Source organism: Pseudoxanthomonas winnipegensis (assembly GCF_030322905.1).
GTDB classification, from domain to species: Bacteria; Pseudomonadota; Gammaproteobacteria; order Xanthomonadales; family Xanthomonadaceae; genus Pseudoxanthomonas_A; species Pseudoxanthomonas_A winnipegensis.
In genome coordinates this window covers 1,474,431-1,494,496 of sequence record NZ_CP095475.1, presented here as the reverse complement: position 1 = coordinate 1,494,496, position 20,066 = coordinate 1,474,431, and the positions used below count along the sequence as shown (strand labels likewise).

Here is a 20,066-nt window from a genome sequence, read left to right as displayed (position 1 = left end):
CCCCGGCGCCGGTCGCGCCGCTGCGCGCGGCGCTGCTAATGCTGGCCAGCACGCTGTCCTTCGGCCTGATGGCCATCAGCATCCGCCTGGCCTCCCAGTCGCTGGGCACCACCGAGATCGCCTTCTTCCGCAACGCCATCGGCCTGGCCGTGCTGCTGCCGATGGTGCTGCGCCCGGGCCGGCCGGCGCCGCGCACCGCGCATCTGCCGCACTATCTGGTGCGCACCCTGATCGGACTGTGCTCGATGCTGTGCGGCTTCTGGGCGATCGCCCACCTGCCGCTGTCGCAGGCGATCTCGCTGTCGTATTCCACGCCGCTGTTCGCGACCATCGCGGCGGTGTTCTGGCTGGGCGAGCGCGTCCACCTGCGGCGCTGGCTGGCGGTGGCGGCAGGCTTCATCGGCGTGCTGGTGATCCTGCGCCCGGGCTCTTCGCAGTTCTCGCCCGGGCTGCTGGTGGCGGTGGCCGCGGCGGTGACCAGCGCGGTGGTGGCGATCCAGATCAAGCAGCTCTCGCGCATCGATCCGCCCGATACGGTGGTGTTCTACACCTACGTGTTCTGGGTGCCGATGTCGCTGCTGCTGGCGCTGGCGCATTGGCGCTGGCCGCAGGGCATCACCTGGCTGTGGCTGGTGGGCTGCGGGGTGTTCGGTACCGGCGGCCAGCTGCTGTGGACGCGCGCGCTGAAGCTGGGCGAGGTCTCGGCGCTGCAGCCGATCAGCTTCATGCAGCTGCCGCTGGTGATCGTGCTGGGCGGCTGGCTGTTCGGCGAACGCCTGGATGTGTGGACGGCGCTGGGTGCGGCCATCATTCTCGGCTCGACCGCCTACATAGCGCATCGCGAGGCCGCGCTGGCCCGGCGTGCGGCGACCAACGCCCCGGTGGAAGGCGCCAAGCCGGGCGAATGAGCCTCGCCGCCAGCATCCAGATACAGTATCTCCCGCGAGGCACCCGAGGTGATGACCGGATCGGCCAGATGGACCACCACGGGGATGCTTGCCGTCGCGGCCAGCGCGCGGGACGATCGCGGCGGCCAGCACGCTAGTTCTGGTTCGGCCGCGATCCTGCGATGATCGCGCCGCCTGCGGCACGCTCGTTCTACGTTCGTCATGCGCCCGAGGACCAAGATGAAACCGCACCGTCTGATGTGCACCTTGATCCTGGTCCTGCTGCTGGTGCCCTTGGCAGCACGCGCGCTCCAGATTCCTGCGTACACGCCCAATGTGGTCGACCCGGCCGGCCTGCTCAGCGAGGACGACACGCAGCGTATCAACCACGCCCTGGCGGAGATCCGCAACGGCCAGCAGATCTGGGGCGCGGTGTATCTGGCGCCGTCGCTGGAGGGCGAAAGCATCGAGCAGGTGGCGGCCACCGCCTTTGAACAATGGCGGCTGGGAAAGCGCGGCGCGGACAACGGCCTGTTGCTGGTGCTGGCGATCCAGGAGCGGCGCTCACGCTTCGAGGTCGGCTATGGTCTGGAAGGCACCCTGCCGGACCTCGTCGCCAAGCGCGCGCTGGACGATGCCCTGGCTCCGAAGATGCGACAGGGCGATATCGCGGGCGCGATCATCGACGCCTTCGATTTCATGGCCCGCGTGGCGGCGAAGGATCCGGCCACCTTGGAGCTGCTGGCGCAGGCGCAGGCGGAGAAGCGCGGCAAGTGGAACCGTGGTCTGGCGGCCTGGGCCGGATTCGCGGCCCTGGTGTGGCTGTTCCAGCCGCTCGTCCGCTGGCTGGCCGGCCGGCGGCGCGCCCGGCTGATGGCGCGACACCCGGAGCTGATCGGGGAGGATGAAGAAGTCGCCCGCGCCCAAGCCCGTCCCAGACGCTACCTCGGTCTGTTCATCAAGGGATTCATGACCCTCAACCCGGGGTGCTTCGTCCTCATTCTGTCGGCGACGTTCGCGCCCGCCTTCGCGATCATCATCGCGCTGGAACTGCTGTTCCTCACGCTCACCCTCTACCACGCGGGCCGCCGCTACCGCAGCGAAGCCCGTTTCCGTGAGTTTCTCCGCCGCGTGGCCAGCGAACGGGAAAGCCTGATCCGCAAGGGCCACGTCGCGCGGACGGAATCTGGCGCGTACACCTACACCACCGCCTACTACGCCAGCCAGAGTGCGTCTTCTTCGAGCGGCGGTTCCTCCTCCGGCGGTGGCAGCTCCGGCGGCGGCGGCGCCAGCTCCAGCTGGTGAGGCCCAGCCCCGCATGACGGCGACTTGTCGCACCGCCCCCGGCCGCGCAAAGTGACCTTCCACCGGACAACGAGCGCAACGCACGGATGAAGACCATCGGCCTGATCGGCGGCATGAGCTGGGAATCCACCCTGCCCTACTACCGCCTCATCAACCAGACCGTGCGCGAGGCGCGCGGCGGCCTGCACTCGGCCAAGGTGCTGCTGTACAGCGTGGACTTCCACGAGATCGAGGTGCTGCAGCACGCCGGCGACTGGGACGCGGCCGGCGCGGCCATGGCCGATGCCGCGCGCCGCCTGCACGCCGGCGGCGCGGACTTCATCGTGCTGTGCACCAACACCATGCACAAGGTCGCCGACGCGATCACTCACGCCACGCCGCTGCCGCTGCTGCATATCGCCGATGCCACCGCCCAGGCGCTGCTCGATGCCGGCATCGCCCGCGTCGGCCTGCTCGGCACGCGCTTCACCATGGAGCAGGACTTCTACCGCAAGCGGCTGGAAGCGCGCGGGCTGGAAGTGCTCGTGCCCTCGGCTCCGGATCGCGGCGACGTGCATCGGATCATCTACGACGAGCTGTGCCAGGGCGTGATCGACGAGACCTCGCGGGCGACCTATCGCCAGGTGATGGCGCGCCTGGTCGAGGCCGGCGCCCAAGGCATCATCCTGGGCTGCACCGAGATCTCCCTGCTGGTCGGCGAGGACGATGCCACCGTGCCGCTATTCGACACCACCACCCTGCACGCCCGTGCCGCGGCGCTGCGCGCACTGGACTGATCAGCGCGCCGGCGGTTCGACCTGCGGGGTCTTCCACGGCCGCCGCGCGCCGCGGAAGATGGCCGCGTACACGCCCACGGTCCAGGCGATCGCGGCGGCCCAGCCGCCGAGGATGTCCGAAGGGTAATGCACGCCGAGGTAGACGCGCGAGGCGCCCACGGCCAGCGCGAACAGCGCGCACAGCACCAGCACCGGCCAGCGCCCGCGCGTGCCCCAGGCCAGCAGCACCAGCACCACCATCAGCGTCATCGAGCCCATCGCATGGCCGCTGGGAAAGCTGAAGGTGTCTTCGGGCGAGATCGACTCCCACAGGCTCGGCCGTGCGCGCCCGAACAGCTGCTTGGTGCCCATGTTCAGCAGGGCCGAGCCGACCACCGTCGCGCCGACGAATGTCGCCTCGCGCCAGCGTCGCGCCAGCAGCAGGCCGGCCACCAGCAGCGCATCGACCAGGATCACGCCCTGGTAGCCGGCCCAGCTGATGCCCAGAAAGGCCTGGTCCAGCCAGGGCCCGGACAGCGCCTTGGCGCGCAGCAGGATCGGATCGTCGAAGACGAAACGCTCGGCCTGGTGCACCTCCTCGCCCAGTTCGGCGAAGCCCCACAGCGGCAACAGGATCGCCGCGAACAGCAGGCCCATGCGCCAGCCGATGCGCCGCAGGATGCGACCGACGACGCCCGCGCCGCCTCCGGGATGCTCAGCCCGCACTGCGCGCGTAGTGGCGGTCGACGTACTCGTCGATCAGGGCGACGAACTCGTGCGCGATGTTCTCACCGCGCAGGGTCACCGCCTTCTCACCGTCGATGAACACCGGCGCCGACGGCGCCTCGCCCGTGCCCGGCAGCGAGATGCCGATGTTGGCGTGGCGCGATTCGCCCGGGCCGTTGACCACGCAGCCCATCACCGCCAGGGTCATGTGCTCGGCGCCGGGGCGGGTGATCTTCCATTCGGGCATTTTGCCGCGCACGTGCTCCTGCACGACCTTGGCCAGCTCCTGGAAGAACTCCGAGGTGGTGCGCCCGCAGCCCGGGCAGGCGGTGACCATCGGCGTGAACGCGCGCAGGCCGGTGGTCTGCAGCAGCTCCTGGGCGACGATGACTTCCTGGGTGCGCGAGGTGCCGGGCTCGGGCGTGAGCGAGATGCGGATGGTGTCGCCGATGCCTTCCTGCAACAGCACCGCCAGCGCCGCCGAGGACGCCACGATGCCCTTGGAGCCGATGCCGGCCTCGGTCAGGCCCAGGTGCAGGGCGAACTCACTGCGGCGCGCCAGGTCGCGATAGACCGCGATCAGCTCCTGCACGCCGGAGACCTTGGCCGAGAGCACGATGCGGTCGGCCGGCAGGCCCAGCTCCACCGCGCGGTGGGCCGAGTCCAGCGCCGAACGGATCAGCGCCTCGCGCAGCACCGCGGTGGCCTCCCAGGGCTGGGCGCGCTGGGCGTTCTGGTCCATCAGCGCGGCGGCCAGCGACTGGTCCAGCGAGCCCCAGTTGGCGCCGATGCGCACCGGCTTGCCGTAGCGGATGGCGAACTCGATCAGCTGGGCGAACTGGGTGTCCTTCTTCTTGCCGAAGCCGACGTTGCCGGGGTTGATACGGTACTTGGCCAGGGCTTCGGCGCAGGCCGGCTCGCCCGCCAGCAGCTGGTGGCCGTTGTAGTGGAAGTCGCCGATCAGCGGTACCTCGATGCCCATCATCGCCAGCTTGTCGACGATGCGCGGGATGGCCGCGGCGGCCTCGGGCGTGTTGACCGTCAGGCGCACCAGCTCCGAGCCGGCCCGCCACAGCTCGGCCACCTGCTTGACGCTGGCGGCCACGTCGGCGGTGTCGGTGTTGGTCATCGACTGCACCACCACCGGCGCGCCGCCGCCCAGCTGCACCTTGCCCACGTGCACGCCATGGGTGACGCGCCGCGGCTGGCTGCCGGCGGCGATGGGCATGGGTTCGGACACGGGCAGCGGCGTGGGAATGGCGTTCATGGCGCGCATTTTAGCCCGTGCCAGGTGTGGGAGCCGCCACGGCGGCGACGGGGCTTTACCGGGGATGGGGCTAGACGGGCATGCCTCTCATGCCTCTGTAGAGCGGAGCTTGCTCCGCTGAGCCCTTTCGATGATCCGGTCGAAACGCAGCGGAGCAAGCTCCGCTCTACAAGGAGGCCGCGGCTTGACCTGAGAGACAGTTGCTCCGACCCAACCACATGCACACCGCTACACTGGCGCGCTGATGAACGACCTGCCCGACCGCGACGTCCTCACCCCGTCCCAGCTCAACACCCTGGCCCGCGACCTGCTGGAAGGCAGCTTCCCGGCGATCTGGGTGGAGGCCGAGCTGGGCAACGTCACCCGGCCGGCGTCGGGACATCTGTACTTCACCCTCAAGGACGCGCGCGCCCAGGTGCGCTGCGCGATGTTCAAGCCCAAGAGCAGCTGGCTGAAGTTCGTCCCGCGCGAGGGCCTGCGTGTGCTGGCACGCGGGCGGGTCACGCTGTACGAGGCGCGCGGCGAGTACCAGCTGGTGCTGGACCACATGGAAGAGGCCGGCGAAGGCGCGCTGCGGCGCGCCTTCGAGCAGCTCAAGGCGCGGCTGGCGGCCGAGGGCCTGTTCGACCCCGCGCGCAAGCGCCCGCTGCCGGCCTTCCCGCGCCGCCTGGCGGTCATCACCTCGCCCAGCGGCGCGGCGGTGCGCGATGTGATCAGCGTGCTGGGGCGACGCTTCCCGCTGCTGGAGGTGGACGTGCTGCCGACCCAGGTGCAGGGCGCCACGGCCGCGGCGCAGGTCGCCGCGCTGGTGCAGGCGGCCGGGGCCAGCGGCCGCTACGACACGGTGCTGGTCACGCGCGGCGGCGGCTCGATCGAGGACCTGTGGGCGTTCAACGACGAGGCGCTGGTGCGCGCGGTGGCCGCCTGCGCCGTGCCGGTGGTGTCGGCGGTCGGCCACGAGACCGACTTCACCCTGTGCGATTTCGCCGCCGACCTGCGCGCGCCCACGCCCTCGGCCGCGGCCGAGCTGCTGGTGCCGTCGATCGCCGACCTGGGCACCCGCCTGCGCGGCCTGGGCCGGCGCCTGCACACCTTGCATGCCCATCACATGGACCGCGTCCAGCAGCGCGTGGACCGCGCCTGGCTGCGCCTGCAGGCGCAAGGCCCGCAGGCGCGTCTGGCGCTGATGCGCCGCCGCCATGCCGATGCGCTGCGCCACCTGCAGGCGCAGTGGCAGCGCCAGCTGGAACGGCGCCGCGCGCGGCTGCGCCATGCCGAAGGCGTGCTGCGCGCGCATTCACCGCAGCGGCGCCTGGCCGCGCTGGCCGAGCGTCTGGCCGCCCTGCAGGCACGGCCGCAGGCGGCCATCGGCCGCCAACTGCAGCGCGAGGCTCTACGCCTGACCGGACTGGCCCGCTCGCTGGAGGCCATCAGCCCGCTGGCGACCGTGGCCCGCGGCTACGCGCTGGTCAGCCGCGAGGACGGCACGCTGGTGCGCTCGACTACGCAGGTGGCGGTGGGCGATCGGTTGGAGGCGCGACTGGCCGACGGCACGCTCAGCGTGCAGGTGCTGCCGCCGAAGTAAGCCCGGCGACCGCCACGCCGGGCGCCGGACCGGTGATCCAGCCGGCGACCTGACCGGTCTCGAAGTGATGGCCGCCCGGCGCCATGCGCACATCGACGCCGGTGCCGCGCAGCGACGGACACAGCGTGGCGTCCTCGTCCTCATCCTGGCCATAGACGCACAGGATCTTCTGCGCGGGGATCCTGGCCAGCTGCGGCTTGATCGGATAGGCGCTGCCCGCGCTCCACCCCAGCCAGCCGCCGATGCGCACGGTGAAGTTGGCGTTGGTCGCCAGCCCCAGCAGCGCCACGCGCCGCACCTGCCCCTGCTGGGCGGCCGGCAGCCGCCCGTACAGGAACGGCAGCACGTCGGCGCCGAACGAATAGCCCACCAGGTCGACCTGCGACACATGCCAGCGGCGCTGGTACTCGGCGATCACCGCCGACAGATCGGCCGCGGTCCGCTCGGGCGTCTTGGCCTTCCAGAAATAGCGCAGGCTGCTCCAGCCGATCACGGCCGCGCCCTGGTCGTGCAGCGCGGTGGCGATCTGCTGGTCGATGGGCTGCCAGCCACCGTCGCCGGTCATCAGGATCACCAGCCGCTGCGCGTCCGCATGCGGCATCTCCACCAGCGGCAGGCCGCGAAACGGCGCGATCGGCGGGGCGAAGCGGGTCACGCTGGTGGCGACCAAGGCATCCGGCGCGGCCTCGACGACTTCGCCCAGGCCCGGCGCTGTGCCTGCCTGGCAGGCGATCGGTGCCGCGCCGGCCACGCGCTCGACCACCCCGGCGCTCACATCCGGGCTGCGGCTGTGCACCAGCGCCGCCCGCGCCATCTGCGCGCCCTGGCCCACGCCCACCAGCAGCGGCGCGATGTAGTCGTCCACACCGGCGCCGCGCAGCACGCGCTCGCCGAGCCAGTTCAGATCCACCGCGTACTGGGCGCAGTCCTGGCCCGCTCGCGCCAGGTAACGGCGCACATCGACCACGCCGACCACGGCCCCGGCGGCGGTCAGCGCCTGCGCATCGGCCGCCAGGCGCGGGGTGTCGCGGCCTTCGCCCAGCAGCAGGACCAGCGCACGCGGCGCCGAGGCCGGCCGCTGCACCTGGACCAGGCCGAACGGCCCCCCGACCCGCTTGAGCTGCAGCAGGCGGTAGCCGCCCCATCCCCCCAACACCAGCACGCCCACCACGGCCGCGGCGATCCAGCCAACACGTTTCACATCCCTTCCCCTGCACGATCCCACGGCACGTTCATCCCCCAACAACGCAACGGGCCGCGGCCGAAGGCCAATCGGCCCGGCTCTGACTTGCGGGGATTTCGTCAGCGGGGTCGGCAAAGGCGCGGCGCGGGAAGGCCGCGCCGCTCGAACCTCTACTTCGCCGCGGGTTCGCCGGCGGGCGCGTTGCGCTCGAAGTTGGCGCGCAGGCGCTCGACCATGGCCGGGATGTTGTGGTCGAAGTGGTGGCCGCCGCCGGTCTTGGCCACATGGATGCCGCGGGCGGCCAGCGCCGGGCACAGCGTGTCCTTCTCTTCCTCGCCGTAGACGCACAGCAGCATGCCGGGCGGCAGCTTGGCCAGCTCAGGCTCCACCGGCGCGTCGTCCGAGGACGGGGTCCCCAGCCAGCCGCCGACCGAGACGCGGAACGAGGCGTCATGGCCCAAGCCCAGCAGCGAGATCGAGCGCACGCTGGCGCGCGTGGCCGGCGGCAGGCGGTTGTAGAGGAAGGGCATGGCGTCGGCGCCGAACGAGTAGCCGATCAGTTCGACCTCGTCGGCATGCCAGCGCCTGCGGTATTCGTCGATCACCGCGGCCAGGTCGGCGGCGGTCTCCTCGGGCGTGCGCCGCGACCAGAAGTAGCGCAGGCTGTCCCAGCCCACCACCGACACACCCTGCGCGCGCAGGCCGCTGCTCACGCCCTTGTCCAGGCTGCGCCAGCCGCCGTCGCCGGAGATGAAGATCGCCAGACGATGGCTGCCGGCGGCCGGCAGTTCGATCAGCGGCAGGCCGCGGAACGCCGGCTCCGGCCGCGGCAGGTGCGCCACCACCGCATCGGCCACCGCCTGCGGGCCGGCCTGCTCAAGCACGAAGCCCTGCTCGGCCGAGGACGGCGCCAGCGCACAGCCCGGGGGCGCGGCCGCGGCGGGTCCGTTCAGGACCGCGCCGACCACGGTCTGCGGCAGCGCGTTAGCCACCGCCACGCGCGCCAGCGCGCCGCCCGTCGCGTCGGCGCCGACCAGCATCGGCGCGAAGTAGGCATCCACCCCGCCCTGGCGCATCAGGCGCCGGCCCACGCGCTCCACACTGTTGGCGATCAGTTCGCAGTGATGCGGATCGACGTGCGCCAGCGCCTGGCCGGCCGGCACCAGCGCCACCAGCAGGCCGCGGTCGGCCAGCGACTGCGCCAGCTGCGCCGCCTCGCTGCGCCGCCGCGCGCGCTCGGCCATCACCACCACCACGCCGCGCGCCTTGCCGGCCGGTTCGAAGGTCAGCGCCACGCCGAATGGCTTGCCCAGGTGATCCCGGCGCAGATGCGAGGCCAGCGCCACGCAGGCGCAGACGCTCAACAGCAGGGCCAGCAGCGTCCAGCGGACCCAGGGTCGGAGGCGCATCGCGATTCCTGCATGAGAAAAGGTGGCGCAGCCTAGCGAAATGTTGTCGTGGCGTGAAGGGCCGACACGAGACTGTTTCGTCGCGGTTGAACTGGCCAGGTTGCGCAGAGCTCAAACCCCGCCGCGGCGGCTCGCGCGTTTGCCCGCCTGTCGTCCAACCCAGGAAGCCACCGCCATGCGCCGCACGCCCCGCACCTGCCTGTCCCTGCTGATCGCCGCCGCGCTGGCGGCCTGCTCCTCCACGCCGCCGTCGCCCGCCGCCCGGGAGCGTGCGATGGCGGCCGAGGCCGCCGAGCAGGCCGCTATCGCCGCGGATTCCTACCAGTCCGCTCGCCTGTTCTCACCCCCTGCACCGCCGGCCCCGCCACCGCCACCTCCGATGCCGCAGCGCGCCATGCGCATGGCGGCCGCCGGCATCGTGGCGCCCCTGCCCGCCGCCGTGCCGCCACCGCCCGCGGTCGATACCGAGCGCTACGCCCACCAGGACGACAACCCGGTGCGGCGCACCGACGAGCAGCCGGTCTCGACCTTCTCGATCGACGTGGACACCGGCAGCTACAGCAACGTGCGGCGCATGGTCCGCGCTGGCGAGCGCCCGCCGGCCGACGCGGTGCGTGCAGAGGAGTTCATCAACTACTTCGACTACCACCATCCCGCCCCCGACAGCCCGCAGGTCCCGTTCCGCGTCACCACGCAACTGGCCCCGGCGCCGTGGAATCCGCAGCGCCAGGTGCTGATGATCGGCATCAAGGGCTACGCGCTGCCCAAGCGCGAGCTGCCGCCGTCCAACCTGGTGTTCCTGATCGACACCTCCGGCTCGATGGACGCGCCGGACAAGCTGCCGCTGCTCAAGCAGTCGCTGGCGCTGCTGGTGCCGCAGCTGCGCGCGCAGGATCGCGTCTCGATCGTGGTCTACGCCGGCTCGGCCGGACTGGTGCTGCCGCCGACCCCGGGCGACGCCCACGCCAGAATCCTGGCCGCGCTGGACCGGCTGGAGGCCGGCGGCAGCACCAACGGCGGCGCCGGCATCGCGCTGGCCTATGCGATGGCGCGCCAGGCCTTCATCCCCGGCGGCAGCAACCGCGTGCTGCTGGCCACCGATGGCGACTTCAACGTCGGCACGGTCGACCAGCGCGCGCTGGAGACCCTGGTCGGCGATGCGCGCAAGGCGGGCGTGGCGCTGAGCACGCTGGGTTTCGGCCAGGGCAACTACAACGATGAACTGGCCGAGCGCCTGGCCGATGTCGGCGACGGTCAGCACGCCTACATCGACTCGGACCGCGAGGCGCGCAAGGTGCTCGTGCAGCAGCTGCAGGGCACGCTGCTGACCATCGCGCGCGACGTGAAGATCCAGGTGGAGTTCAACCCCGCGGCGGTGGCCGAGCACCGCCTGATCGGCTACGAGAACCGGGCCCTGGCGCGCGAGGACTTCGCCAACGACAAGGTCGATGCCGGCGACATCGGCGCCGGCCACGAGGTAACCGCGCTGTACGAGTTGACCCCGGCCGGATCGGGCGCGGCGCGCCTGCCGGCGCGGCGCTACGGCGCCTCGTCGAAGCCTTCCGGCGATGCGCGCGAGGTCGCCGACCTGCGCCTGCGCTACAAACGGCCCGGCGAGGACACCAGCCGCCTGATCGAGGTGCCGATCCTGGCGTCCTCCGCGCAGGCCCAGCCCGGCGACGCGCTGCGCTTCGCCAGCGCGGTGGCCGGCTATGCCGACCTGCTGCGCGGCGGCACGCGCTTCGACGGCTGGGGCTGGGACCAGGTGATCGCCACCGCGCGCGCGGCCAGCGGCGAGGATCCGGACGGCCTGCGCCGTGAGTTCGTCGAACTGGCGGGCCAGGCCCGCGCGCTGGTGGCACCGAGCCAGGATGAAGGCATGGCGGTGGCGCCGGTGCCGGCGGTGGTGCGCTAGAGCGCGCGTTCGCCCAGCACCGGCCCGGGGCGGCCGAGCAGATAGCCCTGCGCGTAACTGCAGCCCAGTTCGCGCAGGGCGGCCAGCTGCGGCGTGGTCTCCACGCCCTCGGCGATGGTCTCGATGCCCAGCGTGCCGGCCAGGGCCAGGATGGCGCGCACCAGGGCCAGGCTTTCCTCGCGATGTTCCTCGCCCAGGCCGGCGATGAAGCTGCGGTCGATCTTCAACGCCGAGATCGGGAAGCGATGCAGATACGACAGCGCCGAGAAGCCGGTACCGAAATCGTCCAGCTGCGCCAGCACGCCGCGCACGCGCAGCTGTTCGAGCATGCGCAGCGCGCGCGGGGCATCGTCCAGCAGCGCGATCTCGGTGATCTCCACGCGCAGCTGCGCCGGATCGGCATGGTGCTGGTCGAGCAGCCGCAGCAGCCGGCTGGCGAAATCGGGCGAACGGAAGTGCCGCGGCGAGACGTTGACCGAGACGTAGCCGTCCACGCCGGCGGCGATGCGGCTGACTACCTGTTCGTAGAGCAGCCAGTCGATCTGTTCGATCAGGCCGCTGTCCTCGCCCTGGGCCAGGAACTGCCCCGGCAGCAGCAGGCCACGGCGTTCGTGGTGCCAGCGCAGCAGTGCCTCGTGGCCGACCACCGCGCCGTCGGACACGCGCAGGATCGGCTGGAAATGCGGACTGAAGTGCTGGCTGTTGATCGCGCGGCGCAGGTCGGCCTCCAGGTCCAGGCTCTGCATCGCCGCCTCGCGCATGTGCTCGTCGAACACCGCGCTGCGCTCTCGCCCCTCGGCCTTGGCCCGGTACATCGCCGCGTCGGCGTCGCGCAGCAGGTCCTCGCCGCGCTGGTAGCGCGGATGCCAGGCGGCGATGCCGATGCTGGCGGCCGGGAACAGCTCGCGCCCGGCCACCCACATCGGCCGGTTGAGCGCTTCGAGCAGGCGCGAGGCGAACTCCACCGCCTCGTACGCGCCGCGCCGGCAGGCGATCACCATGGCGAACTCGTCGCCGCCCAGGCGCGCGACCAGATCGCCCTCGCGCACCTGCGAGGTGATGCGCCGCGCCACCTCGATCAGCAGTTCGTCGCCTGCGGCATGACCGATGGAGTCGTTGACCAGCTTGAAGCGGTCCAGATCCATGAACAGCACCGCGAAGTGATGCCCCGGATTGGCCTGGGCGCGGGCGATGGCGGCGGTCAGGCTCTCGAGCAGGAAGGCGCGGTTGGGCAGCCCGGTCAGCGCATCGTGCGTGGCCTGGTAGGTCAGGCGCTGCTCGGCGCGCAGGCGCTCGCCGATCTGCGCCATCAGCTTGGCATTGGCCTCGGCCAGTTCGAAGGTGCGCGCCTCCACGCGTGCCTCCAGCTCCAGGTGCGCGGCGCGCAGCGACTCGCGCGCGCGCTGCCGGGCCAGGCCGGCGCCGAAATGGTGGGCGACGAAGGACAGCAGGTTCTGGTCGTGCAAGGTGTAGTGCACCTCGCTCGAGTAGCTCTGCACCACCACGCAGCCGCGGGTCTCCCCGCCCTGGTCCAGCGGCACGCCCAGCCAGCTGTAGGACGGCGGGCCGTGCTGGATCACCTGCCCGCTGGCCACCAGTTCGGCCACGTCCTCGGCCTCGGCCAGCAGCGGCCGGCTGGTGCGGATGACGTACTCGGTCAGGCCTCGGATCGCGCGCCGCGACCGGCGCGCCGGATCCTGCTGATCGACCGAATACGGGAAATGCAGCGTCTGGCCATCGTCGTCCAGCAGCGCGATGTAGAAGTTGCGCGCCACGATCAGCTCGTCCACCACGCCGTGCACGGCGGCGTAGAACTCCTCCAGCGAGGCCGAGGTGTTGGCCAGCTCGGTGATGCGGAACAGCGCGGTCTGCAGCTTCTCGGCGCGGCGGCGCTCCTGGATCTCGGCCTGCAGCTCGCGGTTGGTCAGCTGCAGCTCGCGGGTGCGCGCCTCGATGCGCGCCTCAAGCTCCTCGTGCGCATGGCGCCGGTCCAGCGCGGTGAGGATGTGCTGGGCCACGTAGCTCAGCAGCGCGCGGTCCTCGTCGGTGTAGCTGGCCGGGGTGTCGTAGCTCTGCACCACGATCGCGCCGCAGACGCGGTCGTCGCGCCGCATCGGCACGCCCAGCCAGTCCACGCTTTCCGGGCCATGGCTGGCGTCCAGCGTCACTCCCAGACGCTGGCTCACCGCCGCCGACGGCCCGCGCATCGGCTTGCCGTGGTGCAGCAGGGCCAGGGTCATGCTGTTGCGCATCTCCTCCTCGCCGAACTCGCGCTCCGGATCGGCCACGTAGGGGTCGATCAGATCGGCGAAGTAGAGGAAACGCATCGTGCGGCGCACCTCATCGTAGAGCACGATGTAGCAGTTCTCCGCGTACATCAGCGTGCCGACCACGGCGTGGATGCGGGCCAGCATCTCGCTCATTTCCAGATCGGCGCTGGCCAGGTCGGCGATCTCGTACAGCGCCTGCTGCAGGCGCTTGGACTTCTCCAGGGTGACCACGCGGGCGGCGGCGCGCTCGGCCTCGAGCACGGCACCGATCAGCGCCTGGGCGGCCGCCTTCCACGCAGTGACCTGCGCCGGCGTCAGCGGCGCGGCCAGGCTGGCGGCCAGGGACATGCGCGCATTGCCTTCCACGTTGGACCAAGCCAGCAGCAGCTCGTCCTCGTTGCGGACCACGTGCTGGGGGTTGTCCCACAGCGCCTGCTCGGCGCGCCGGCGCAGTGCCGGGCCGGCGCCTTCGCTGGCCGCGCCACCGGCGCCGATCGCCCAGTCCCGCCAGCAGGCCACGACCTGCGAGCCGTCGGGCAGCAGGCCGCACAGGACCTGCGCCACGGCGTCCGCCGCCACGGCGCCGATCCCGGCCTGCTGCACGGCAGTGGCGGTCTGGCCCGACATCGATTCCCCCCCAGTCACTGCGATTACACAGAGCAGATGCACACTTCGTGCCAGCTTCCAGCCGGCCGTGTGACGGTGGCGCGACCCCGCACCGGGCGCATGGACGTTGCTCCTTCCATGCCTGCGGCCCGACCGAACGCGCGAGTATACGGACGCCCGCTCCGCGCGCGAGGCCGCGGCCCGTGGCGGCCCGCCGACTTTGAGACGCAGGCCTCACCCCGTAGGCTAGCGGCGGTGAACGATGCCGCCGAGCCCGCCGACGACGCCCTGATGCTGGCCTATGCCGCCGGCGACGTGCGCGCCTTCGAGCTGCTCTACGCGCGCCATCGCGGGCCGCTGTACCGCTTCCTGCTGCGCCAGCTGCGCGATGGCGCGACCGCCGACGAGCTGTTCCAGGACGTGTGGCAGCGGGTGATCGGCGCGCGCGCCAGCTGGCAGCCGGAGGCGCGCTTCGCGACCTGGCTGTATCGGATCGCCCACAATCGGCTGAACGATCACTGGCGCGCCCTCAAGCATCGTCCGCCGGCACCGGAAGACGCCGACGCGCGCACCGAACGGGTCGAGGACCCGCAGACCCCGGAGCGCCAGCTCAGCGACTTCGAATCGCGCCGCGAGCTGCAGCGCGCGCTGGACGCGCTGCCGGACGAACAACGCGAGGTGCTGCTGTTGCGACTGGAACAGGAACTGACCCTGGAGGAGATCGGCCAGATCACCGGCGTGGGCCGCGAGACGGTCAAGTCGCGCCTGCGCTATGCCATGGACAAGCTGCGCGCGGGGCTGGGCCGATGAGCCGCGAGCCGCTGACGCCGGAAGAGCGCGCCCTGGCCGAGCGCCTGGCCGCGGGCAATGCGCGCGCCGAGCCCGGCCCGACGCTGGACGCGCGCATCCTGGCCGCGGCCCGCGCCGCCGTGGAAGAACCCGTGCCCACGCACGACGCAGGCCCATCCCTCTCGCCCACGCCCCCGTTCGCCATCGGCGCGTCGCGTGCGCGCCGCCCGCGCCGGCGCTGGTCGCTGAGCCTGGGCGTGGCCGCCTCGCTGCTGCTGGCCGTGACCCTGGCCTGGCAGCTGCGTCCGCAGCGCACCACGCAGGTCGTCTACGAAGAGGCACCGGCCGCGCCCGCGCGCCTCGTCTCGCCGTCCACGTCGCCGCCCGAGCCCGCGGCGGCTGCGGATCGGGTCCAGGCCGTTGCTCCCGCGTCGGCTCCGGCATCTGCTCCGGCATCGGCCCAAACTCCGGCCCAAGCCGAACCAGACGCCGCCCAGCGCCGTGCCACGCGCAAAGCAGCGCCGCCCCCGCTGCCCGCCGCCGTGCCGCCCCCGCCGGAGGCGCCGTTCGTGGCGCCGGCCGAGCAGGCGAAGCCCCTGCCCCCGGCTGCGGCTGGGCAGGCCGCAAGCGCGCCGTCGGCGGATGGCACCCAGACAGAGGCGTACTCGGCCACGTCCGTACCCCCGCCGGCCTCTGCAGTGGCACAGCCGCCCGCACCGGCACCTGCCGCCGGCCTCTACACGCCGCCCGCCCCACCAGCGCCGCCCGCCCCTGCGCCGAACGCCGTGGCACCGCCCCCACCCCCGCCGCCAGCCGCCACGCAGGCGCTGTCGCGCAAGGTCGAGCGCCAGGCCGACACCGCCGCCGTACAGGAAGACCGCAGGTCCCAGGCCAAGCGCGCCGCGCCACCGGCCGGCGAAGCCCTGGGCGCGGCCCAGGCCCAGGCTGCCGGGGACATTCCGGCGCCGCGCACCATCGACATGCCCGGCGATCAGACGCCGCCCGCGCTGGAACGCGCCCTGGCCGAGGACTGCGCCCTGCCGCCCGCGCAATGGCTGCAGCGCATCCGCCTGCATCGCTTCGAGGGCGAGGGCGCGCTGGCGCGCGCCAGCCTGGCCGCCTTCGTCCAGGCCCATCCCGAGCAGCCGATCCCCGAGGATCTGCGCGCGCTGCTGCCATGAGCGATACCCTGGCCGCGCCGCTGCGGCACGAACAGCTGGTCAAGCACAGCCGGTTCCTGGTCCAGGCCGGGCCGGTGGACTCGGCCGAGGCCGCCATGGCCTTCATCGCCGCGGTCAGCGACGCCGACGCCACCCACAACTGCTGGGCCTGGCGCGTCGGCGCGGCGTTCCGCTCCAGCGACGATGGCGAACCCGGCGGCAGCGCCGGCCGGCCCATCCTGGCGGCGATCGACGGCGCCGGCTTCGACCGGATCGCGGTGGTGGTGACGCGCTGGTTCGGTGGGATCAAGCTGGGCGTGGGCGGGCTGGTTCGTGCCTACGGCGGCAGCACCGCCAGCGCGCTGCGGCAGGCGCCGCGTGTGCCGCTGGTGGCCATGGCCGGGCTGGAGATCGGCTGCGGCTTCGACGACCTGGGCCATGTGCACGCGGCGCTGGCGGCGTTCGCCGCGCAGAAGGACGCCGAGCGCTTCGACAGCGACGGCGCTGTGCTGCAGGTGCAACTGCCGGCCGAGCGGCGCCAGGCGCTGGAACACGCCCTGCGCGAGGCCACCCGCGGGCGCGTGCAGTGCCGCGACGCCGCGCCGGCGCATTGAAAACCCCGCCGCCCACCGCCACCCATGGCAGGATGCGCGCCGGCCCGGCCGCTGCGGCCTGACGCTCCACGCCAGCGCCTGCGCCGACCGCCGGCACGCGTTGGCCGGATCGCCGCCGGCGCCTCCCCTCTCGACTGGTTGTCCGCACCGATGAATTCCCAAGCCCAGACGCTTCCCGCCACCGGCGCGCCCGATGCGCGTCCCAAGGCCCGGCTGGGCAGCCTGCGCGCGCTGTGGCCGTTCGTGCGCGCCCACATGGGGCTGTTCGTGAGCTGGCTGTTGGCCCTGGCGGTGGCCTCGGCGGCGACCCTGAGCCTGCCGTACGCCTTCAAGCAGATGATCGACCAGGGCTTTTCCAGCGGGGCGAACATCGACCGCGCCTTCCTGGGCCTGTTCGGCGTGGCGGTGGTGCTGGCGCTGGCCAGCGCCGCGCGCTTCTACTTCGTCTCGCTGCTGGGCGAACGCGTGGTGGCCGACCTGCGCCGCCAGCTCTATGCGCACCTGCTGGGCCTGGACGCGCAGTTCCACGACCGCACCCGCAGCGGCGAGCTGGTCTCGCGCCTGTCGGCCGATTCGGAACTGCTGCGCAGCGTGGTCGGCAGTGCGATGTCGGTGGCGGTGCGCAGCTCGGTCACGGTGATCGGCTCGGTAGTGATGATGTTCATCGCCAGCCCGCACCTGGCCGCCTTCGCGCTGGTCGGCATCCCGGCGGCGGTGGTGCCGATCGTGCTGGGCGCGCGCAGGCTGGGCCGCATCGCGCGCGCCAGCCAGGACCGCGTGGCCGACGCCAACACCCTGGCCAGCGAGTCGCTGGGCGCGGTGCGCACGGTGCAGGCGCATGCGCGCGAGCCCTACGAGCAGGCGCGCTTCGAGGCGGCGGTGCAGGTCTCGGTGCAGACCGCGCGCAAGCGCATCCGCGCCCAGTCGCTGGTGACCGCCGGGGCGATCACGCTGGTGTTCGGCGCGATCACGCTGGTGCTGTGGTCCGGCGCGCACGACGTGATCGCCGGGCGCATGAGCGCCGGCACGCTGGCGCAGTTCGTGCTGTATGCGCTGATCGGCGGCGGTTCGGTCGGTTCGCTGGCCGAGGTGTGGAACGAGCTGCAGCGCGCGGCCGGCGGCATGGGCCGCATCGGCGAGCTGCTGGACGAATCGGCGCACGTGCGTCCGCCGGCCCAGCCGCTGCCGCTGCCGCGCCCGCTGCGCGGGCAGGTGCAGTTCGACCACGTCTCGTTCCGCTATCCCACCCGGCCGGATGCGCCGGCGCTGGACGACTTCACTCTGGACATCGCCCCGGGCGAGACGGTGGCCCTGGTCGGCCCGTCCGGCGCGGGCAAGAGCACGGTGCTGTCGATGCTGCTGCGCTTCCACGACGTGGACGCCGGCGCGATCCGCATCGACGGGCTGGACCTGCGCCAGCTGGACACCGCCGCGCTGCGCGAGCAGATCGCGCTGGTGCCGCAGGCGCCGACGATCTTCGCCGCCAGCGCCGCCGAGAACATCCGCTACGGCCGGCTCGAGGCCACCAACGAGCAGCTGCACGCCGCCGCGGTGGCGGCCGAGGCCGACGGCTTCCTGCGCGAACTGCCCGATGGCTACGACAGCCAACTGGGCGAACGCGGCGCGCGCCTGTCCGGTGGCCAGCAGCAGCGCATCGCCATCGCCCGCGCGCTGCTGAAGGACGCGCCGATCCTGCTGCTGGACGAGGCCACCAGCGCGCTGGACGCGCAGAGCGAGCGCGCCGTGCAGAGCGCCCTGGAGCGGCTGATGGCCGGGCGCACCACGCTGGTCATCGCCCATCGCCTGGCGACCGTGCTCAAGGCCGACCGCATCGTGGTGATGGACCGCGGCCGCATCATCGCCCAGGGCACGCACGAGTCGCTGATGGCCCAGGGCGGGCTGTACGCCGAGCTGGCGCGGCTGCAGTTCATCGACTGAGGCCGCGTGCCGCCATGTGCAGATGAAGCCGGCGCGGCTCACGCGCCTTTACGGTGCACGTTCCCAGGCTGGTCGCCTGTCATCCCTCGCGAGATCGCCATGAGTTCCGCCGACAATCCCCGCATCCCGAAGGACATCGCCAAGGTCGAGCTGACCGAGGAATGGGAGCTGGCCTACTGGACCCGGCACTTCAACGTCAACGAGCAGGACCTGCGCGCCGCCGTGCAGGAAGCCGGTACCGCCACCGACCAGGTCAAGCGCCACCTCGAATCGCGCCCGCAGCAGTCCTGATCCGCCACCGGTGCGCCACGCTCCCACGCTCAGGCTTCGCCACGCGCTCGCCGGCTGCATGATGCTGCTGCTCGTCGGCTGCAGCACGACGCCTTCGATGCGCCCGACGGCTTCCAGCGCGTCGGGCGCGACCTTTCTGCTGGTGCCCAACGCCGACACCGTGGCGGGCAACGACCAAGACCCGCCCCTGTCGCCCGCAGGGCAGGCCCGCGCCCAGCAGCTGGCGCAGGCGCTGGCCGACGCGCCGCTGGCGGCGATCTACACCGACGAGTTCCGGCGCACCCAGCAGACCGCCGCGCCGGTGGCCGCACAGCATCCGCGGGCGCAGCGCCTGCGCTACTTCTCGCGCGGACCGGCCGACGACAGCGCACGGCAGTGGCGGGCGGCGCATGCGCACGACACGGTGCTGGTGGTGGGCCAGCCCAGCACACTAGCGCCGCTGGCCGATGCGCTGTGCGGGTGCACCGTGCGCCCGCTGCGTGACGGCGAGACCGATCGACTGCTGCGCATCCACCTCTCCGCGCGCGCCGCGGCCCAGGTGCAGGACATGCGCTACGGCGGACCGGCCCCATGACGCGTCATGTCTTCGCCGGCTGGGACGGCAGCATCGCCGGCGCGCGCGCCCTGCAGGAGCGGCTGGCGGCGCGCGTGGTGCTGGAGGATCGCGTGCCCGCGGCGCCGCGCACCATCGCCGGCTTCGACGTCGGCTTCGAGGACGAAGGCCACACCACGCGCGCGGCCGCCGTGCTGCTGGAGGGCACGAGCCTGGAGCTGATCGCCAGCACGGTCCAGCGCGTGCCGACCTCGATGCCTTACGTCCCCGGCCTGCTGAGCTTCCGCGAGCTGCCCGCGCTGGTGCAGGCGCTGGAGTTCCTGCCGCAGGTGCCAGACCTGGTCGTGGTCGATGGCCAGGGCATCGCCCATCCGCGCCGGCTGGGCATCGCCGCGCATTTCGGCGTGGTCACCGGCCTGCCCACGCTCGGCGTGGCCAAGCAGGTGCTGTGCGGGCGCTTCGAGGCGCCCGGCCCGCAGCCCGGCGAGCACACGCCACTGATCCATCGCGGCGAACAGATCGGCTGGGCCCTGCGCAGCAAGCTGCGCTGCAATCCGCTGATCATCTCGCCCGGCTTCGGCATGACGATGGACGGCGCGCTCACCTGGACCCGCGCCCTGCTGCGCGGCTACCGCCTGCCCGAACCGACGCGCCTGGCCGACCGCCTCGCCTCGCGCCGCGGCCCCATGCCCGGCGACACCCCGCAGCTGCCGCTGGCCTAACCGCGGCCTCGCACTCCGCGGTTGCCCCTCCCCTTTCGCGCAGCGAAGGGGGAGGCCGGGAGGGGTGCTTTTGCTCTTAGCCTTTCCGCGA

At 72.4% G+C, this 20,066-nt stretch carries 17 protein-coding genes; 12 read left to right on the top strand and 5 right to left on the bottom strand.

The window, feature by feature from the left end; all coding sequences use genetic code 11:
* Positions 1 to 38: 38 nt before the first annotated feature.
* From MWN52_RS06650 to MWN52_RS06640, 3 genes are all read left to right on the top strand, one after another.
* Positions 39 to 908 carry a DMT family transporter gene (locus MWN52_RS06650; RefSeq protein WP_425608110.1) on the top strand — a complete coding sequence of 290 codons (870 nt, stop codon included), beginning with the start codon at positions 39 to 41 and terminating at the stop codon, positions 906 to 908.
* 219 nt (positions 909 to 1,127) lie between these two features.
* A complete protein-coding gene (locus MWN52_RS06645; protein WP_286577136.1) occupies positions 1,128 to 2,192 on the top strand; it encodes a TPM domain-containing protein in 1,065 nt (354 codons plus the stop codon).
* Between the two features lie 86 nt (positions 2,193 to 2,278).
* On the top strand, positions 2,279 to 2,968 hold the full coding sequence (locus tag MWN52_RS06640) for an aspartate/glutamate racemase family protein (RefSeq protein ID WP_286577135.1): 690 nt from the start codon (positions 2,279 to 2,281) through the stop codon (positions 2,966 to 2,968).
* Here MWN52_RS06640 and MWN52_RS06635 read toward each other — a convergent pair whose 3' ends face one another.
* Together MWN52_RS06635 and ispG are read right to left on the bottom strand one after the other, a co-directional pair.
* On the bottom strand, positions 2,969 to 3,673 hold the full coding sequence (locus MWN52_RS06635; RefSeq protein ID WP_425608088.1) for a phosphatase PAP2 family protein: 705 nt from the start codon (positions 3,671 to 3,673) through the stop codon (positions 2,969 to 2,971). It lies immediately after the preceding gene.
* Positions 3,663 to 4,940: a flavodoxin-dependent (E)-4-hydroxy-3-methylbut-2-enyl-diphosphate synthase gene (gene ispG, locus MWN52_RS06630; RefSeq protein ID WP_425531396.1), complete on the bottom strand. Its 1,278-nt coding sequence runs from the start codon at positions 4,938 to 4,940 to the stop codon at positions 3,663 to 3,665. Before ispG ends, MWN52_RS06635 begins: the two co-directional genes overlap by 11 nt.
* 244 nt (positions 4,941 to 5,184) lie before the next feature.
* Here ispG and xseA point away from each other — a divergent pair, with 244 nt between their 5' ends.
* Positions 5,185 to 6,525 carry an exodeoxyribonuclease VII large subunit gene (gene xseA, locus MWN52_RS06625; RefSeq protein WP_286577134.1) on the top strand — a complete coding sequence of 447 codons (1,341 nt, stop codon included), beginning with the start codon at positions 5,185 to 5,187 and terminating at the stop codon, positions 6,523 to 6,525.
* Here the strand turns inward: xseA and MWN52_RS06620 are convergent.
* Together MWN52_RS06620 and MWN52_RS06615 are read right to left on the bottom strand one after the other, a co-directional pair.
* The gene (locus MWN52_RS06620; protein WP_286577133.1) at positions 6,497 to 7,726 is read right to left on the bottom strand and encodes an AcvB/VirJ family lysyl-phosphatidylglycerol hydrolase; all 1,230 of its coding nucleotides are present in this window, start codon (positions 7,724 to 7,726) and stop codon (positions 6,497 to 6,499) included. The two genes, xseA and MWN52_RS06620, sit on opposite strands and share 29 nt — an antisense overlap.
* A 152-nt stretch (positions 7,727 to 7,878) precedes the next feature.
* Positions 7,879 to 9,117, bottom strand: coding sequence for a virulence factor family protein (locus MWN52_RS06615; protein WP_286577132.1), 1,239 nt, complete (start codon positions 9,115 to 9,117; stop codon positions 7,879 to 7,881).
* Positions 9,118 to 9,292: 175 nt separating this feature from the next.
* Here MWN52_RS06615 and MWN52_RS06610 point away from each other — a divergent pair, with 175 nt between their 5' ends.
* Entirely contained in the window at positions 9,293 to 11,032 is a 1,740-nt protein-coding gene (locus tag MWN52_RS06610) for a vWA domain-containing protein (RefSeq protein ID WP_286577131.1), read from the top strand.
* On the opposite strand, the gene MWN52_RS06605 is transcribed toward MWN52_RS06610, so the two are convergent.
* Positions 11,029 to 13,929: an EAL domain-containing protein gene (locus MWN52_RS06605; RefSeq protein ID WP_286577130.1), complete on the bottom strand. Its 2,901-nt coding sequence runs from the start codon at positions 13,927 to 13,929 to the stop codon at positions 11,029 to 11,031. The genes MWN52_RS06610 and MWN52_RS06605 overlap by 4 nt on opposite strands.
* A 270-nt stretch (positions 13,930 to 14,199) precedes the next feature.
* Here MWN52_RS06605 and MWN52_RS06600 point away from each other — a divergent pair, with 270 nt between their 5' ends.
* The 7 genes from MWN52_RS06600 (at position 14,200) to nfi (ending at position 19,975) form a co-directional block, all read left to right on the top strand.
* Positions 14,200 to 14,718, top strand: a complete 519-nt coding sequence (locus MWN52_RS06600) for an RNA polymerase sigma factor (RefSeq protein WP_425608109.1) — start codon at positions 14,200 to 14,202, stop codon at positions 14,716 to 14,718.
* Positions 14,715 to 15,878: a hypothetical protein gene (locus tag MWN52_RS06595; RefSeq protein ID WP_286577129.1), complete on the top strand. Its 1,164-nt coding sequence runs from the start codon at positions 14,715 to 14,717 to the stop codon at positions 15,876 to 15,878. Before MWN52_RS06600 ends, MWN52_RS06595 begins: the two co-directional genes overlap by 4 nt.
* Positions 15,875 to 16,471 (top strand): IMPACT family protein, encoded by a 597-nt coding sequence (locus MWN52_RS06590; protein ID WP_130520144.1) that lies wholly within the window; start codon positions 15,875 to 15,877, stop codon positions 16,469 to 16,471. Before MWN52_RS06595 ends, MWN52_RS06590 begins: the two co-directional genes overlap by 4 nt.
* 150 nt (positions 16,472 to 16,621) lie before the next feature.
* Positions 16,622 to 18,409 (top strand): ABC transporter transmembrane domain-containing protein, encoded by a 1,788-nt coding sequence (locus MWN52_RS06585; RefSeq protein WP_286577128.1) that lies wholly within the window; start codon positions 16,622 to 16,624, stop codon positions 18,407 to 18,409.
* A 99-nt stretch (positions 18,410 to 18,508) separates the two neighbouring features.
* Positions 18,509 to 18,700, top strand: a complete 192-nt coding sequence (locus MWN52_RS06580) for a DUF3606 domain-containing protein (RefSeq protein WP_130520139.1) — start codon at positions 18,509 to 18,511, stop codon at positions 18,698 to 18,700.
* 58 nt (positions 18,701 to 18,758) lie between these two features.
* The gene (locus tag MWN52_RS06575) at positions 18,759 to 19,274 is read left to right on the top strand and encodes a histidine phosphatase family protein (RefSeq protein ID WP_286577127.1); all 516 of its coding nucleotides are present in this window, start codon (positions 18,759 to 18,761) and stop codon (positions 19,272 to 19,274) included.
* Positions 19,271 to 19,975, top strand: coding sequence for a deoxyribonuclease V (gene nfi / locus MWN52_RS06570; protein ID WP_286577126.1), 705 nt, complete (start codon positions 19,271 to 19,273; stop codon positions 19,973 to 19,975). The genes MWN52_RS06575 and nfi overlap by 4 nt, the downstream gene beginning before the upstream one ends.
* The last annotated feature ends 91 nt before the right edge of the window (positions 19,976 to 20,066 follow it).